The 16,679-nt window shown below is 68.3% G+C and carries 12 protein-coding genes and 1 pseudogene; 9 read left to right on the forward strand and 4 right to left on the reverse strand.

The window, feature by feature from the left end:
• Nucleotides 1–28: 28 nt before the first annotated feature.
• Nucleotides 29–4,282: a Pls/PosA family non-ribosomal peptide synthetase gene (locus JOF36_RS35575; protein WP_210036644.1), complete on the reverse strand. Its 4,254-nt coding sequence runs from the start codon at nt 4,280–4,282 to the stop codon at nt 29–31.
• A 1,094-nt stretch (nt 4,283–5,376) separates the two neighbouring features.
• Nucleotides 5,377–5,601 (reverse strand): annotated as a pseudogene (locus JOF36_RS35580) (hypothetical protein); the annotation flags it as partial.
• 188 nt (nt 5,602–5,789) lie between these two features.
• On the opposite strand from JOF36_RS35580, the gene JOF36_RS35585 reads away from it, so the two are divergent.
• The 4 genes from JOF36_RS35585 to ccsB are packed head-to-tail and all read left to right on the forward strand — an operon-like array spanning nt 5,790 to nt 9,951.
• Nucleotides 5,790–6,362, forward strand: a complete 573-nt coding sequence (locus JOF36_RS35585) for a TlpA family protein disulfide reductase (RefSeq protein WP_210036670.1) — start codon at nt 5,790–5,792, stop codon at nt 6,360–6,362.
• Nucleotides 6,363–6,401: 39 nt separating this feature from the next.
• On the forward strand, nt 6,402–7,313 hold the full coding sequence (locus tag JOF36_RS35590) for a cytochrome c biogenesis CcdA family protein (RefSeq protein WP_232021792.1): 912 nt from the start codon (nt 6,402–6,404) through the stop codon (nt 7,311–7,313).
• Nucleotides 7,314–8,960 (forward strand): cytochrome c biogenesis protein ResB, encoded by a 1,647-nt coding sequence (gene resB, locus JOF36_RS35595; RefSeq protein ID WP_210036645.1) that lies wholly within the window; start codon nt 7,314–7,316, stop codon nt 8,958–8,960.
• A 1-nt stretch (nt 8,961) separates the two neighbouring features.
• Nucleotides 8,962–9,951, forward strand: a complete 990-nt coding sequence (ccsB, locus tag JOF36_RS35600) for a c-type cytochrome biogenesis protein CcsB (protein ID WP_210036646.1) — start codon at nt 8,962–8,964, stop codon at nt 9,949–9,951.
• A 141-nt stretch (nt 9,952–10,092) separates the two neighbouring features.
• Here the strand turns inward: ccsB and JOF36_RS35605 are convergent, their stop codons facing one another.
• Nucleotides 10,093–10,305, reverse strand: a complete 213-nt coding sequence (locus tag JOF36_RS35605) for a DUF302 domain-containing protein (RefSeq protein WP_085916883.1) — start codon at nt 10,303–10,305, stop codon at nt 10,093–10,095.
• 203 nt (nt 10,306–10,508) lie between these two features.
• Between JOF36_RS35605 and JOF36_RS35610 the strand changes: the two genes are divergently transcribed.
• Entirely contained in the window at nt 10,509–10,736 is a 228-nt protein-coding gene (locus JOF36_RS35610; RefSeq protein WP_210036647.1) for an SHOCT domain-containing protein, read from the forward strand.
• Between the two features lie 710 nt (nt 10,737–11,446).
• On the opposite strand, the gene JOF36_RS35615 is transcribed toward JOF36_RS35610, so the two are convergent.
• Complete coding sequence (locus JOF36_RS35615; protein WP_210036648.1) at nt 11,447–12,166, reverse strand: polysaccharide deacetylase family protein; 720 nt, start codon at nt 12,164–12,166, stop codon at nt 11,447–11,449.
• Nucleotides 12,167–13,255: 1,089 nt separating this feature from the next.
• Here JOF36_RS35615 and JOF36_RS35620 point away from each other — a divergent pair.
• The 4 genes from JOF36_RS35620 to JOF36_RS35635 all read left to right on the forward strand — a co-directional run.
• Complete coding sequence (locus tag JOF36_RS35620; RefSeq protein ID WP_085916912.1) at nt 13,256–14,215, forward strand: glycosyltransferase family 2 protein; 960 nt, start codon at nt 13,256–13,258, stop codon at nt 14,213–14,215.
• 79 nt (nt 14,216–14,294) lie between these two features.
• Nucleotides 14,295–15,218: a glycosyltransferase family 2 protein gene (locus JOF36_RS35625; protein WP_210036649.1), complete on the forward strand. Its 924-nt coding sequence runs from the start codon at nt 14,295–14,297 to the stop codon at nt 15,216–15,218.
• Nucleotides 15,215–16,015, forward strand: coding sequence for a polysaccharide deacetylase family protein (locus JOF36_RS35630; protein WP_210036650.1), 801 nt, complete (start codon nt 15,215–15,217; stop codon nt 16,013–16,015). The genes JOF36_RS35625 and JOF36_RS35630 overlap by 4 nt, the downstream gene beginning before the upstream one ends.
• 196 nt (nt 16,016–16,211) lie before the next feature.
• Nucleotides 16,212–16,679: hypothetical protein (locus JOF36_RS35635; RefSeq protein ID WP_210036651.1), on the forward strand; the 468-nt coding region annotated here is incomplete at its 3' end.

Genomic DNA, 16,679 nt, shown 5'->3' on the forward strand with positions numbered 1-16,679 from the left:
TCGACTCCCCATGGTGCGCGGTCGGCGCTCATGCCGACGTCGGAATGGATCTGGTGGGCAGCTCGCGGGCCGGGTTGGCGCCCCAGGTCTCGCCCGCGGGGACTTCCTCGCCCTTCATGAGGAACGAATCGGCCTCGATCACGGCGTCATCGCCGACGGTGATGCCGTAGTGCACGAAGGCGCCGATCCCGAGCGTGACCCGCGACCCGATGACGGTGTAGTCCGACTTGAACGCGCCGTCTTCCTGGGAGTGGTTCTGGACGATGCTGCGCTCATTGAGCGTGCAGTCGTCACCGAGGCTGATGAATGGCCGCTCGACGAACGCGGCGCCGTCGTCGAACAGGCGCGCACCGACCCGCATGCCGAGCATGCGTAACAGCAGCCCTTTGAACGGGGTGCCGTTGAACAGCAGCAGGTAGCTCGGAGCGGGGACCTTCCAGAACCGTTCGTGCCCCCAGAAGATCGGCTCGTAGATCGAGCACCCCTTCGGCGCCCGCAGGAGCAGTCGCCGCACCGACCGGTCGACCGCGGTGAACCACCCGACGGTGAGCACGGTGATCAGTACCTGCGCGACCAGGATTTCGGCAGCGCCGAGCGTGACCTCCCAGATCGCGATCCCGGGGACCAGGATCGCGATCCCGAAGAAATAGAGCCAGCGCACGATCAGGTGCAGCGCGATCGTGACGGCGTTGTGCCGATTCTTGCCACGGAGCGCGCGCCGCAGTCCCTGCTCGCCGAGCTCGAGTTGTGCGTCGCGGGCAACCGTGCGGGGGATCTCGAAGCTCGGTGAGCCCAGCAGGCCGACGTCCTCTCGGACCGGGCCGTCGAGGGGGATCATGACCTTGGTGCCGAGCAGGCAGTTGTTCCCGACCCTGCCCTGCGACGGGTAGACGATCCGGTTGCCGAAGAAGCTGTTCGTACCGATCGTGGTCTGCGACAGGCGGAAGGAGGTGTTCGAGTACTCCGCGTTGACGATCGAGAGGTCATCGGCGACGACGGTGCCGGTGCCGATCCTGGTCAGATAGGGCGACTCGTGCTTGATCAGCATCCCGAAGTTGTTGCCGGTCTGCACCAGCGGCCGGAGCTTGTAGCCCACGGCCCGGAGGTAGTGCGGGATCGCGGAGCTGTCCCCGAGCAGCATCGTGAACGTGATGCTATTGGTCAGCAACGCGACGGTCTGGTGCAGGAAGTAGTGCACTCCGTAGAGCGGGTAGACCCGGTCCGGCCGCACCGCGCGAGCCAGCAGGCGCGGAACGGTGATCATCACCAGGAACGCCACGAGAAGGACGCCGAAGAACAGCACGAAGCTCAGAGCGAGGATCTCGAGGTAGAAGTACCAGTGGACGAACGCCTCCGGACCTGGGAACAGCAGCGCTGTCAGCTGCGGAACCTCGCGCAGCAGCAGCGCGATGCCGCCGAGGGCGAGCGGGAGGGCCAGGCCCAGGACGATGGTCAACTGCACCAGCGAATAGACGATCTTGCGGGGGAGTCCGGGCCTGGCGGGCGGGACGGTGCAGTAGTTCACCCCGGCCGGGCGGGCCGGTGATCCGTGCCAACGCTCGCCGGCGGGGACCACCTGCCCGCTCAGCAATGCGGAGGTGTGTCCGAGCTGGCCGCCATCGTCGATGCGCGTGCCGAGTTCGAGCACGGTGGCTTCGCCGACGAACACATCGTCGCCCAGGGTGACCGACCCGATCTCGATCAGACCGTCGCGGGCCCGGTAGCCAGAGAACATCGCGTCCTTGCGGATCACCGTGCGGTCACCGATGGACAGCAGGTCGGTGCACACCGGCATGGACTGGGCGAACAGCGCCACGTCGCGGCCGATCCGGGCGCCGAGCGAACGGAGATACAGCACGTAGAGCGGTGAGCCGCGGAACAGAACCAGAGGGTTCATCCGCACCAGCGTCTTGACAATCCAGAATCGGACATAGCCCAGGCTCCAGATTCGGATCGAGCGGGGCCGCCACCGACCGATCAGCACCCACTTCACCACGATCGGGAACAGACACAGGAACGCGAAGCTCGCTGCGCCGACAACGACCGCCCGCGTGTAGAGATCGAGCAGGGTCGGCGATGCGACGAACCACTCATAGCCCCAGAACAACACCAACGCCATGAGATAGGACCAGCCCACGGCGAACGCGACCTGGAGCGCGCCGCACAGGACATATCCCGCGGTGCCGACCCGGCGGACCGAGGCCCACCGGTCGAGCACGACGGCCGGCTCCTCCGGCGGAGTCGCCGCGGTGAGATCACCTCGTGCGGCCGGGGCGAGCGAGGCGGCCAGGCCGACGAGCGTCGGAGTGGCGTAGACGTTCTCCATCGACAGCGTCGGCAGCCGGGAGTCCTTGCGGACGCGGGCGCAGAACTTCGCCATCATCAGGGAGTCGGCGCCCAGGTCGTCGAAGAAGTTCGCCTCGTCCGGCACCTCCCGTTCCACCACCGCGGCGAGGACCTCGCCGAGCTGCACCGCCAGGTCCTGCGCCGCTTGTGCGGTCCCGTCGGCGGCGGGGGCCACGGCCGCCGCCAGGTCCGTCAGGGTCGGATGGCTGTAGACGTCCTGTATCGACAGCGTCGGCAACTCGGGGTCCTTGCGGACGCGGGCGCAGAACTTGGCCATGTCCAACGAGTCCGCGCCGAGCTCGAAGAAGTTCGCCTGCGGAGGAACCTCGTCACGGTCGAGTACCTCCGCCAGGATCTCGGCCAACTGTTCCTCCACCACGCCCGGCGACGGCGGCGCCGGTGCCTCAGCCGGTAGTGCGAGAGCGGTGGCGAGGCGTCGCAGTGTCGGGTGCTCGTAGATGTACTGGATCGACACCGACGGTAGGTCCGGGTGTGTGCGTACCCGGGCGCAGAACTTTGCCATCAGCAACGAGTCGGCCCCCAGGTCGTCGAAGAAGTTCGCGTCGACGGGGACCCGTTCGCGGTCCAGCACCCCGGCAAGCACCTCGCCCAGAAGCGCCTCAGCGCCGGTGGGGGCGGCGGGGGCGGTGCCGGCACCCGGTGCGAGGACGGGGGGCATCGGTGCGGCGTGTTCTACCGCCATTGACTGCGTCGTGGGTGCCTCCGGGGTGAGGGCCTCCAGGTTCGGGGGCGCCGGCTCGAAGCGACGGCCACGTGCCGATGCCCCTTCCTCGAGTCGGGCTCGGTACTCGATACGCCCGTCGGCGGTGATGCGGCCCAGGTCGCCGGTGCGAAAGATCCGCTGCGACGGATTGCCGGGCACATCCAGTGAATCGGCAACGAACGCTGCCTGTGCCAGGTCGTCACGGTTAACGTAGCCGCGGGCCAGGCCGATCCCGGCGATCCCGATCTCGCCGGTCGCACCGCGCGGTAGCGCGGAGCGCGGATCCTCGAGGTCCAGCACGACGACGCTGTAGGTCGGCAACGGAACTCCGAGCGAGGGGGGCCGGCCCGGCTCCAGCTCGGTCCAGGTGGTGGTCACAGTTGCTTCGGGCGGACCGTAGGTGCCGATCAGCCGACGTCCGGGACGGCGCCAGCGCCTGATGACCTCCGGTGGGCACGACGCGCTCGACAGCACCAGCCGCAGCGCGAGCAGACGCTCGTCGAGTGCAGCCAGTGTCGCGGCGTCGCTGCGCAGCACCGTCACACATCGCTCACCGAGGAAGCGCCACAAGGCGTCTCCCTGCAGGTTCGACCCGGCCGGTGGAGCGACCACCGTGGCTCCGGCGACCCACGGCACCCAGGTTTCCTCCACCACCAGGTCCGACGCCCGTGACTGCCCCTGGAACACCCGGTCACCGGGCACGATGCCATACACCTCGGCTGCCACACGCACGAAGTTGCATACGCTGCTGTGGTCGATCGCCACTCCGTGCGGACGTCCGTCGGTGTCGAAGCTGTAGACGATGTAGGCGACCGGCCCGCCCGGCACGCCGCGTTCAACGGCCAGCAAGCGTCGTGAACTCTGTTCGGCGATGAAACGCCCGGCGAGGTCGAGCGCGACCACGGTCGTCGCCGTCCGCGCATCGAATTCGGGAATCCCGGCCGCGACTGTCGAGGTCGTGAGCACCAACTGCGCGCCTGCATCAGCGATGATGGCGACCACGTCATCGCCATCGAGTCGCACGTCCAGTGGAACGTAGGCGGCACCGACCTTGGCCACGGCGAGCATCGCGACACAGAAATCAGCTGAGCCGCCGAGTAGCAGCGCGACTCTGTCCCCACGGCCGATGTGGTGCAGCCGCAGGTAGCGGGCCAAGCGGTTTGCCTCGTCGTCCAGGTCCAGATACGAGAGGACACCCTCCGGGGTGTCCACGGCCGAGCGGTCGGCGCAACCGAATCGGACCAACCACTCGCACTGCGCCTCAAACAGAGCCTCAAGTCGCTCGGTCGGGTGCGCCCGCCTGCCCTGTGGCTCGTCCTGGTCGATCAGGATCCGTCCGAGTCCAGGGCTGCCCACTTCCAGCCCGGTGGATCCCGACGTGCCGGGACCGCTTCGCAGGCCCGTCCGAACATCATCGTCGGGTGTCCGAATGAGTTGGTCCCAGCGGGTCATTGCGCTTCTCCGGTGCTGTCCCGCGGCACCGCGCCATCAGATTGAGCGACCGGACGCCGGATGCACGGCCCGATCCGTACGCTGTGCACGCTGCTGGGCATTCCGATCCTCGTGTCCGACTCCACTACGATTCTCGGGCGGCCGGTGATCGGATCGGTGGTCCTCACTCGCTGCCGCAAGATCCCTCCGCTCGGACCGACGAGCATGGAAGAGCCGAAACGATCTATGACCGAGCACACTGCGTTAACACTGCTCGCGCGCCCTCGCGAGTCGCATCGATGACGGCCCGGCCGGCCACCAAGGCGTATGCGGTACCGCGCAAGGGTAGCCAGCGGCCGGGTGATCTCCGCTTGTCTCTCTGTGCGCACGACGAGATCTCCCCCAACAGGCCAGCGCCACTTTCCGTGCAGCTTCACGAATAAGTGGCGCCGGACTTGCTTTGCGCTTCCCGCTGCGTCGCGGAGATCACCATTCTACTGTCGGCCGAGCAAGAGGAAGGTAAAATGATCGCCCGAAAAGACAAGAGGAGGGTTAACGAAAGGCGATCACATTCGGCCAATTGGTCCTGCCGAGTCCAGGCGTGCCCGGCAGACTGCTCGGCGGAGGCGGCAGATGGCTGTCCGACGTGCTGTCCGACGGACACGCCGCTGCGGCCTCGTCGCCACCCGTGGCCCCGCCTCTTCCGGTCGCCTACCCGTGCCGTGGGGGCTGCCCGTCGTGTCGCCGACACACCGTCATAGCGCGCGAGCTGCCTCGGCCGCCGTGGTCCCGGGAGCGGCGTCCTGGGCAGGTGCGATGCGCGCGAGGTGGTGCAGCCACTCGGCGGCTGCACCACCTCGTCGTGGTGGACCCGATCAGTCCGCGTGTCCTCGGAAGCGGCGCAGTCGCAGGCTGTCGCCGACGACGAAGACGGAGCTGAACGCCATGACCGCGCCGGCGATCATCGAGTTGAGCAGACCCACCGCGGCCAGGGGGATGGCTACGACGTTGCAGGAAGGGCTGCCCTTGATCGTGCTCAGTCTCCGGCGGGAGAGCCGGACCGCGTCAGCTGCGGCCCGGAGGTCGCCGCGGGCCATCGTAGGTCGTCGCAGACCCGGGTCCGATCCCCGGCGTGTTGACCGATGAGCTAGCTTCTACGGAGCGTAGGAGTTCGGACTGCGGAGGGAAGGAGGTCGAGGTGGCGGCGTACCGCAGATTTTCCCACCAGCGCGGCGTGGTGAGCACGCACGGGCGCCAGGTGCGCCCCGCTCTTGCAGCGATCGCGGCCATGGCGGTTCTGCTGTCGACCGGCTGCGGAGTTGGCCGGGACGCGGCCGGGTCGGGGCCGGGACAGGAGTTTCAGTTCGTGGCACCCGGCGGACAGACGCGGATCGCCTACGACCCGCCAGAGAGCCGTCAGCGGATCACCGACCTACGCGGCGAGAGCCTGATGAACCCGGGGACCGAAGTCGGTATCGCGGACTTCCCCGGCAAGGTCCGCGTGCTCAATATCTGGGGTTCGTGGTGTGGCCCGTGCCGGGTGGAGGCGCCCGAGCTGCAGGCGGTGCAGGACGCCACGCGTGGCGATGCCGTCGTGCTCGGCATCGATGTTCGCGACGACCGGCAGGCTGCGCTGGACTTCAAAACCGACCGTGGGCTGACCTACGACTCGATCTATGACTTCTCGGGCCGCAGCCTGGCACGGCTCGACGGGTATCCGCGCAACGTGGTGCCCTCGACAATCGTGCTGGACCGCGAGGCTCGGGTGGCGGCGGTGTTCCTGACCCCGGTGTCGAGCTCGGACTTGCTGCCGCTGATCGCCAAGCTGACCGACGAAGCGGGGACAGGCCGTGAACGCTGAATCTCGACCGCTCCCGCGCGCTGGTGGAGCGCGTGACTGATGGGCGCGACCACAACTCTCGCGATGTCGGGGCCGTTGGTACTCGCGGCCCTGGTCTCGGTGGCGGCGGGGCTGGTGAGCTTCGCGTCGCCGTGCGTCGTGCCGCTGGTTCCCGGCTATCTCGCCTATCTGGCCGGGTTGGTGGGCGCGCAATCACCGCCGGTGACCTCGGCCGAGGCTCGTGCCCGCGCAGCCGCCCGGCGCACAGGTACCGACGCCGAGGCCGTACTGGCGCTCGCCGACCCGGGCGCTCCCCGCGCCGCTGCCGGCAACCCGACCGGGCCGGCGGCGGAGGACACGGCGGGCTCGCCTAGAACACGGCCCGTCGACGGCCGCTGGCGTGTTGTCGGCGCGGTCGCACTGTTCATCGCGGGCTTCACCACCGTGTTCACCATCGTCATGGTCGGTGTGGTCTGGCTGTCCGATGTACTGATCGACAACGAGGCCGTGCTGCAGCGCATCGGCGGCGTCGTGATGATCGTGATGGGGCTGGCGTTCGCCGGGCTGATCCCGGCGCTGCAGCGCGAGTACCGCGCGCACTGGGCGCCACGGGCCGGGCTGGCCGGTGCGCCGCTGCTCGGTGCGGTGTTCGGGCTCGGCTGGGTGCCCTGCATCGGCCCGACCCTGGCCGGGGTCGTTGCCGTCGCCGCCGGGACCGGGGGCGGCTCGTTGCGCGGGATCGTCCTGATCCTCGCTTACTGTGCCGGGCTGGGGATCCCGTTCGTGCTCATCGCGCTCGGTGCCACCCGCGCCGTTGGTGCGCTGGGTTGGCTGCGCCGGCACACCAGGGCGGTCCAGGTCGTCGGGGGCGTGCTGCTGGTCACAGTCGGTGTGCTGCTGGTGTCCGGGTTGTGGGCACAGTGGCTGGTGAAGTTGCAGGTCTCGATCGCCGGGTTCACCCCGCCCATCTAGATGAGCTCACCACCTACCGCACCCCCGACGACGCCGCAGACCAGCTCCGGCGGCGAGCCCCCGTCGCGCCTCGGGCCCTTCCGGGCCGGGGCGGCCCTGTTGCGCAACACCTGGCGCGGCGTGACGAGCATGCGCACCGCGCTGGTGCTGCTGTTCCTGCTCGCCGTCGCCGCGCTGCCGGGCGCTCTGTTCCCGCAGCGCTCACTCAACGCGTTCCTCGTCGACGACTTCTACGCCGACTACCCCACCGCGGCGCCGATCGTCGAGGCACTGGGCGGATTCGAGGTGTTCGCCAGCCCGTGGTTCGCCGCGATCTACCTGCTGCTGATGATCTCGCTGGTGGGGTGCGTGCTGCCCCGCTCGCGGGAGTACTGGCGCGGGATGCGCCAGCCACCCGTCGCGATACCGCGGAACCTGTCTCGGCTGCCGCACCACGCTTCGGGCGCCTCGGTCGAGGCTCCCGAAGCGGTGCTCGGGCGCGCCCGCACACTCCTGCGTGGCTGGCGAACAGTCGAACGCAGCGAGGCCGACGGTAGCCGGACGGTGTCCGCCGAGAAGGGCTACCTGCGTGAGACCGGCAACCTGGTCTTTCACCTGAGCCTGATCGGGATCCTGCTCGGTCTGGCCGGCGGCAAGATGTACGGCTACGAGGGCGACGTGATCATCCGCGCGGACGGCACCGAGTTCTGCAACTCCTCCGTCCTCGGCTACGACACGTTCCGGGCCGGGCTGCGCGTCGACGGCACTGACCTCAACCAGTTCTGCGTGCGGGTCGACCGTTTCAACGGCAGCTGGCTGCCGAACGGCCAACCGGCCACCTTCGGCGCGGACGTCGCGTACCAGACCGGAGAAGATCTCCGCAACGGCAGAACCAGCTGGCGCCCGACCGACATCTCGATCAACCAGCCGCTGCGCACCGACGGCGACCGCATCTACCTCACCGGCTACGGCTACGCGCCGGAATTCACCGTCACCTGGCTGGACGGGCAGAGCCGAACCGGGGAGGTCCAGTGGCGCCCGGTCGACCTGAGCGGCACCCAGCTCTCCGAGGGCGCGACCAAGTTCGAGCGCCCCGGCGTCACCGACCCGGAAGCCCGGCGCACTACCCAGCTCGCGGTGACCGGCACCTTCGCCCCGACCGGGGCGATCGACCAGCAGGGCCGCCTGGCCTCGGTGCACCCCGACCTGCGCGCACCGACCGCCGACGTCAACGTGCTGCTCGGTGATCTCGGCATCGACGACGGTCGCGGCCAGTCGATCTTCGCCGTGGACCAGCAGAAGATCGACGACGGTGAGCTGCGCTCGGTCGCGCAGGACCGGCTCGGGATCGGGGACACCGTGCGGCTGCCGGATGGCACCGTCGTCCGGTTCGATGGCGTCACCCCGTGGGTGAACCTGCAGGTCGGCTACGACCCGGGGCAGGTCTGGGTGCTCGTGTTCTCGATGTTGATGGTGGGCGGTCTGTCTCTGTCGCTGTTGATCAAGCGGCGCCGCTTCTGGGTGCGCGTGCAGGCCACCGACGGTGACACCACGGGCAGCCGGGTCGAGCTCGGCGGCCTGGCTCGCACCGACCGAGCGGGCTACGGCGAGGAGTTCGACCGGCTCTCGGCCGAGCTGCTCGCACCGACGCAGAACAAGGACGGTTGACATGCTCGTGGACCCGATCACCGCGATGTGGAGTGACCGCCTGTTCCAGGCGACGCTCGTCGTGCTGCTACTGGCGATGGTATTCACATCGCTGGAGTACGCGTCGCGCCGGATCGCCCGCAGCAGGCGCACGTCGGAAGCACCTGTGGCGGTCGGCGCTTCTGCGGCGGAGGCCGGCGGGGAGACTGAGGTCGCGGTCGTCGAGCCGTCCCCAGCGGGCCTCACGCCCGACGGCGGCAAACCGGGCCGGGCCCGCGTCGACCGCTACGGCCGCATCGGCGTTTCGTTGATGATCCTCGCGGTGCTGCTGCACCTCGGGTCGATCGTACTGCGCGGCCTCGCGGCCTACCGCTGGCCGCTCGGCAACATGTACGAGTTCGTCTCGGCGCTGTGCATGTTGGCCGTCGCCGCGTGGCTGGTGCTGGTCTACCGGCATCCCGCGATCCGTCCGGCCGGGGTGTTCGTGCTGACGCCGGTCGTGCTGCTGATGTTCCTCGCGGGGACGGTGCTCTATCTCGACGCTGCGCCCGTGGTGCCAGCGTTGCAGTCGTACTGGATCATCATCCACGTCACCACGATCACGCTGGCCTCCGGCATGCTGCTGGTATCCGGCGTCGCGAGCCTGCTGTTCATAGTGAAGCGCAGCGAAAAGCCCGCCGTGCTGGCCACGAAGCTGCCGTCGGCCGAGACGCTCGACCGGCTCGCCTACCGGGTGACGGTACTCGCCTTCCCGCTCTACACCTTCGCCATCATCGCCGGCGCCGCGTGGGCCGAGGCCGCCTGGGGTCGGTTCTGGGGCTGGGACCCCAAGGAAGTCGTGTCCTTTGTCGCCTGGGTGCTCTACGCCGCCTATCTGCACGCCCGCGCCACGGCCGGGTGGCGGACCGCGCGCGCAGCCTGGATCAACACCGCGGGCTTCGCCACGATCGTGTTCAACCTGTTCTTCATCAACATGGTGGTCGCCGGGCTGCACTCCTATGCAGGAGTGTGAGCGACTATCGGGCGAAGATTCACACCTCAAGCTGCACCGCAAGCCACGTCCTCGTCCGGTGCTGGATGGGCTCTCCGCGAGGCGGGCCAATCCCGCCGCCTGGTCGGCCAGGACCGGAGTGACGACCGCGAACTCACTCGGTCAAGGAGCCGAGGGCTCCGCGCGGGCGTGCGCCAGCGTCTGTGGCGGTCTCGCCGAGCTCGGCTGGTCGCCGGAGTCGATCCCGAGCAGAGCGCCCGGGTCGGCCTTGATGTCGATGGTGGTCAGGACGCCGACCCCCTGCTCAGCCAGCGCGGCGGTGACGGCACTGATGGCCTGCTGATGGTCGAGAGCGACGGTGTGAGCGATCTGCATGGGGTACCTGACCTCCTCGCCGAAGCGCCGGAGCGTGCCAGGGGTCGCGCCTGACCACAGTAACGTTACCCCCTTGGGGTATACCAACGTGCGTGCGGTGGAGTATCGCCGTTATGCCCTGAGCCCCGCCGTCGGCGCGGTGCTCACAACTGCCAGCGATGTGAGGTCAACACGAGGAGGTCACGACTGTGATGGGTGGATCAATGATGGGCTGGGGCTGGTTCTGGCCGATCCTCCTGCTGCTCGGCGTGTCGCTGCTGGTTTATGGAACGGCACAGCTGGTTCGTGGGCGCGGCTCCTCCGGATCCGTGGTCGGTCCCGGTGCTTCCCTCGAGGCTGGGGTCACGGCCCGGCAGATCCTCGACGAGCGCTACGCGCGCGGCGAGATCGATGACGAGGAGTATCGGCGTCGTCGGGATGAGCTGACATGAACGCAGGCATCTCAGTCGCCGCCGAGCCCTGACGTTGACCGGGTTCGGCGCTGCTGCGCTGACGGCGGGCGCGGCTGGCTGGCTGGCTGGACCCGGGGGCCCCAGCCCCCGGGCGGCCCCAGCTTCCCACAAGGCGACCCGGGCGCGACCCGGGTGTGCTCGCCAGCCGCGACGGCAGGCTGGCCGTGGAGTTGACTACCGCGGCTGGCCGCGACCCTGGGTGGACAACCCACCGCAGCGCTGGGCTACAACGGCTCGTCGCCGGGCTCGACTCTGCGGTTACGGCCGGGCGACGAGCTCGCCGTACGGCGATTAACTATCTCGATCAGCTCACCGATCTGCACGCGCACGGGCTGCGTGTGGTCTCCGCAGGCCAACTGGGGCAATCCCTTCGTGCGGGTCGAGCCCGTTCCTCGTTCTCCTACCTCTATCGGATTCCTGCTGATCACCCTGCTGGCGCCCACCCGCTGGTGCCACCCCACTACCACGGCACGGTGGCCGACCAGCTCTTCGGAGGTCTGGCCGGGGTCCTGCTGATCGACCCACCACCGCACACAGGATTCAGGCGTCGGTGTCGCCGGTGACCGTGTCGTCGTATCCGACATCCCGCTCGAGAGCTGGGGCGGTGGCGGCGCCGAACGTCAGGGTCGGACGAGGACCTCGCGGCCATGTCAGTATTGGCTGGCGATCTACGCGATGCGCCCAATTCGCTAGTCTCGCCGGGCTCGGTATCCCTGCGGCGTGCCGTGGGTGATCCGCGAGGCCGTGCGGCAGGTCATATGCCACACCGAGCTGGCGGTCCGGCGTATCGGCGGGCTGAAACCGACCCGGTCTCGTTGTACCTGTTCCTCGATGCCGGCTCCGGTGCTGTTTGGGCGGATGCGGAGCCGCGGTAGCGCGAGCACGTCGTCCGCGGAGCTGGCCACTCGGAACTCGGTCGTGCATGCGCTGGCGTATCCGGCGCGGGAGATGGCGCTCCGCATCTGTGCGCTCGAGACGCCGGCCGGGTAGCAGAAGGACTCAACGTGTAAGCCGAGCCGATCCTCGAGTTCGTTCTTGCTGGCCTGGACCTCGTCTGTCGCGACACGCAGGCCGTTCTGGGCCCGAGCGTTGACTGCGCGGCTCCCGATCTCCACGCCCGCTCTCCCCAGGTGCGCGAGCTCGTCCCAGCCGAGGTGCGATCGCTCACGTGGTTCCCAACGCGAGGCTCGACGCCCGACTGCACCGGTCGGAACGTAGAGGGTAGCGCGAGCGCCAAATCTCCGGAGGAGGTCGTAAGCGTTGAGGAAGTCCAGCAGCGCGTCGTCGAACGACAAGGCAATGACAGGGCGGGAACGGTTCTCCTCGAGGAGTTGCCGCGCCGCGGTGACACCGACAAGCTTCCATCCGGTCGTGGTGAGAAAGTGCAGGTGCTCCTCGAGCAGTGACACGGGCACCGTCCTTGCAGCCGCGGTCTCAGGGCTGTGATGTGGGACGGAGCGGTACCTGAGGATCGGCAGACGCCATATCGCGCGCGCCTCCCGGTAGGGCGACGGGCGCGGTTGCCCCAGCCGTATACGCGCAAGCATCTCTGCACGACCATGGAGGCCATGGAGGGGCCCCGCTCGGGGGCTGGATTCGCAGTCCACGTCGTTCTCCGGATAGTTCTACTTTATCGGACCGATGGATTGGAAAAAAACGGTCAGATCCGACCAGTGTCACGAACTCGCGGCGTGATACCTCGTAACCTCTTGTAGGCGCCCGCTGGACGAGCCGGCAGGCTGCGGATCCACTCGAAGTGCCCGGTCTGCGCGTTACAGACGCCGCCGCGGCGATCGCCATCTCGAACAATCACGGCCCCGACATTCTTGGAGGTGGGGCGGCATGGCGAGGCGACTCCTGCTCCTGCATGTTCACCCGAATGATCCAGCGTGGATGGCATCGCCCCGGAGGTGTGCGGGACAATTTGTGTTAAGAGGTCGCATTGAACGTCGAGCCGAAATAGTGAAGGCGAACCCGATCTCCAGCGACACCCAGCTGGCGCCTGCGAGCCTCGATCGATACCAGGCACCCCGACTACTTCTCCGCTCCGCGTCGAGAGAACCCATGACACGCTCACCGCCATCTACCAGCGCGCATCGCGCCCGCGCGAAGTCAGGAAGGTGCCCAACAGGCGTCCCGCCCAGGGCGCCTCGGCGGCACGCAGCGCTTGTCAACGGCCAGTTTGTGGTCCCCGCTGATGGCTCCCCGGCATGGAGCCGGTTGTTGACGTTCGGATCTACTTCACGTGGACGGATTGGCGTTCAAGAGGTCGTGAGGATCCGCGCGGCCGACGGAGCTGCTCGACTCCCTGCATGTGCATGAGCGCACACGGTTTGTGACTGGCAAGTTCGACAGATGGGCGTACGGTGTTCGACCGAACAGCGTAATATTCACCTTTTCGTCCCCCGCTGTAGTTGCGCCCGTAACGAACCCGCACCCACTGGTCGAGTGGCACAGCGCCTCGTGCTTGCGTCCCTCCCACGGTGAGAGGTGCCCCCATGATCGAAAGACCGCCCGATATCTCCATCGTCATACCTGCTCGGAATGAGGCCACCAACCTCCGGATTATCCTTCCCGAGCTTCCCGATGTTCATGAGGTGATTCTGGTCGACGGGCGATCGACGGACAGCACCGTCGAAGTCGCACGGCGTCATCATCCCGGCATCAAGGTCCTGCAACAGACCCGGAGAGGTAAAGGCAACGCCCTGGTCTGCGGATTCGCTGCGGCCACCGGTGACATCGTGGTCATGTTCGATGCCGACGGCTCCGCAGACCCAGCCGAGATCCCACGATTCGTCCGAGCGTTGACCGACGGCGCGGACTACGCTAAGGGCACGCGCTTCGCCAGGTCGGGTGCCGACACGTGCGGAAGCGACGACATCAGCCTGCTGCGCCAAGCCGGCAACGCCGGGCTCAACTCGGTGGCGAACCTGATGTTCGCCACGTCCTTCTCCGACCTCTGCTACGGCTACAACGCCTTCTGGCGCCAGATCCTGCCGCAGCTGAAGCTACCTCCCGTGCAGGTCCCCGACCTCCCAGCCGACAAGATGCTCTGGGGCGACGGCTTCGAGATCGAGACGGTGCTGAGCTGCCGGGTCGCCGCCAGGAGGCTGCGTGTCACTGAGGTCCCTAGTCTGGAGCGTCGGCGCATCAACGGCGACACCAACCTCCGTACGTTCGCGGACGGCTCGCGCGTCCTGAGGACGATCATCTCCGAACGCATCACGGCAGGTCCCCGGAGCCGCCGGACGAGGCAGCTCCCCCTGCCTGCAGGCGTTCCAGCGAACGACACCATCGCCCCAGGCCGGCATCCAGCCGACGCCTTGCTCGGCCGCGCCGTTCAGCTGCCTCACCACGGCGCCGACCTCACGTCCGGCCCCTCCGTCGGCCTGCGGTCCCGGCGCCACTGGTCCAGACTCGCCCATCGAGACCGGGGAGTTGCGCAGGATGCTTCGTGATGAGCCGTTCGGTCGATTCTCGGCTGCGGTGCTTTCCTCCGGTGCGGGGGAGGCTTCCCCGGATCCGTTCACACCGAGTATGTCGGCGATCATCTGTGCGTTCGACGACAACCGGTGGGACGACACGCTGGCGGCCGTGGCATCGGTGAAGGCGCAGATTCCGGCCCCCCTCGAGGTGATCCTGGTTGTCGACCACAATCCGGACCTGCGCGACCGCTTCTCCGCGGAGCTCGACGTGACCGTGGTCGACAACCTCGGCCCGCGGGGCCTCTCCGGCGGCAAGAACACCGGTATCGCGCTGGCCCAGGGTGACGTCGTCGTGTTCCTCGACGACGACGCGGTCGCCGAGCCCGGCCGGCTCGCTGCGCTCGCCCAGTCATTCACCGATCCCGACGTCCTCGGTGTCGGCGGCCTGACGCTCCCGGCGTGGGCAACCGACCGTCCACAGTGGTGGCCCGTTGAGTTCGACTGGGTCGTCGGATGCACGTTCGTCGGACGGGACCCCGGCGTCGTGCGCAACCTGCTGGGCGGCAATGCGTCGTTCCGGCGGGAGGTGTTCGACCTCGTCGGCGGGTTCCCGACGCACATCGGTCGGACCTCGGACAAGCGACGCCCCCTGGGGTGCGAGGAGACCGAGCTCTGTATCCGGGCGAGCCAACGTAGGCCGGGTGGCCGCTTCGTGTTCGAACCGCGCGCAGTGATCCACCACCGTGTTCCCCTCATTCGCGAGCGCTTCGCCTACTTCCGGGCACGGTGCTATGCCGAGGGCCTGTCCAAGGCACTCGTCTCGCAGAGTGTCGGTGTACAGGACGGATTGGCGGCCGAGCGGACGTACACGACCGTCGTTCTGCGGCGCGGTGTCGTCCGCGGCATCCGCGAGGGACTCGCCGGGCGCTTGAACGGGTTCCGGCGTGCGGGCGCGATCGTCACCGGAGTCGCCTATGCGACCGCCGGGTACGCGGTCGGCTGTGCCCGGCAGAGGTGGTGGGGGGCCGCCCCGTGACCAACGTGGTCCCCATCCTGATGTACCACTCCGTCAAAGAAGATCCACCCGCGACCACGCGGAACCTCTCCGTCCGGCCAGAGCAGCTGCGCTCGCACCTGCAATTCCTGCGCGAGAACGGCTTCACCGGCCTCACGTTCGCCGACCTGTGCAACCGCGCCCGGCGCGATGCCTGCGACATGCCCGAGCGGCCGATCGTGCTGACCTTCGACGACGGGTACGCCGACGTGCACGAGGAGGCGTTGCCGCTGCTCGCCGAGCACGGGTTCCCGGCCACCGTGTTCGTCACGACCGGATGGCTCCGGGACTCCGGGATGGAGGCCGCCGGCCGACCGCTGGATCGCATGATGGCGTGGACGCAGGTGCGGGAGTTGGCGGACGCCGGGTTGGAGGTCGCGGCACACAGCCACAGCCACCCGGAACTCGACCAACTCAGCGATCGCGCTCTGCGTGCCGAGCTGATCCACGGCCGGTCGCTGCTCGAGGATCGGCTCGGTATCGAGGTGCCCAGTCTGGCGTACCCGTTCGGCTACTCCAGCCGCCGCGTCAGGGATGCCACAGCGGAAGCGGGCTACCAGCAGGCCGCAGCAGTGATGAACGCCGTCGCCGAGCGGGACGCCGACCCGTTCGCGGTTCCTCGGCTCACCGTGCGGCGTTCGACATCGCCGGCCCTGTTCCGCCGGATCGCCTCGTGCGAGGAGCTCCACCGCGTCTTTCGGATCGACCGGGCGTTGACGAACGGGTGGACCGTCGTGCGCCGGTCCCGCTCATTGATGCGCCGGGTGCGCCGTGGTTGACACCGACACGCGGGCACAACCGGCCGTCCCCGTCACCCGGCCGCTGCGCCGGCGTCGACCGGCGCGGACGTGGCGCGATGCGCTCTCCGCGCTGTGCACCCCACAGATCACTCGCGTCGATCTCGCCGTAGCGCTTCTCGTTCTGTGTGGAGTCGTCGTCTGGTGGAGGTCGATCACCGATCTTCCGCTCCTGGCCATGACCGACGTCGGCCTCGCGTCCGTCCTGCCGCTCGGGGCCTGGATCGGGTTCGGCCTGGTCGGGCTGGCCTTCTCGGTGGCGCTGCGTAGCGGACGGACGGGAGCGATCGTTCTGTCGCTGATGGCGACCGTGCTGGTACTTCATGGGTTGGGCGTGGTCGCCGAGCCAGAGATGCGGTTCCACGTGGCGTGGCGCCATATCGGTATCGCCGACTACATCGTGAACCGGGGCGAGGTCGATCCGAACCTGGATGCCTACCAGAACTGGCCGGCGTTCTTCGCCGTGACCGCGTTCCTCTGGCAGGCGACCGGCGTCGGTGATCCGACAGCGGCGCTCACCTGGGCGCCCGTCGCGTACAACCTGCTGTACCTGGTGCCGCTGGTCGCCATCGGTCACCGGATGTTCCGCGACCGGACGGTCGTGTGGCTCGCCGCCTGGCTGTTTACCGTGAGCAACTGGATCGGG

Source organism: Pseudonocardia parietis (assembly GCF_017876315.1).
In the GTDB taxonomy this organism is placed as follows: Bacteria; Actinomycetota; Actinomycetes; order Mycobacteriales; family Pseudonocardiaceae; genus Pseudonocardia; species Pseudonocardia parietis.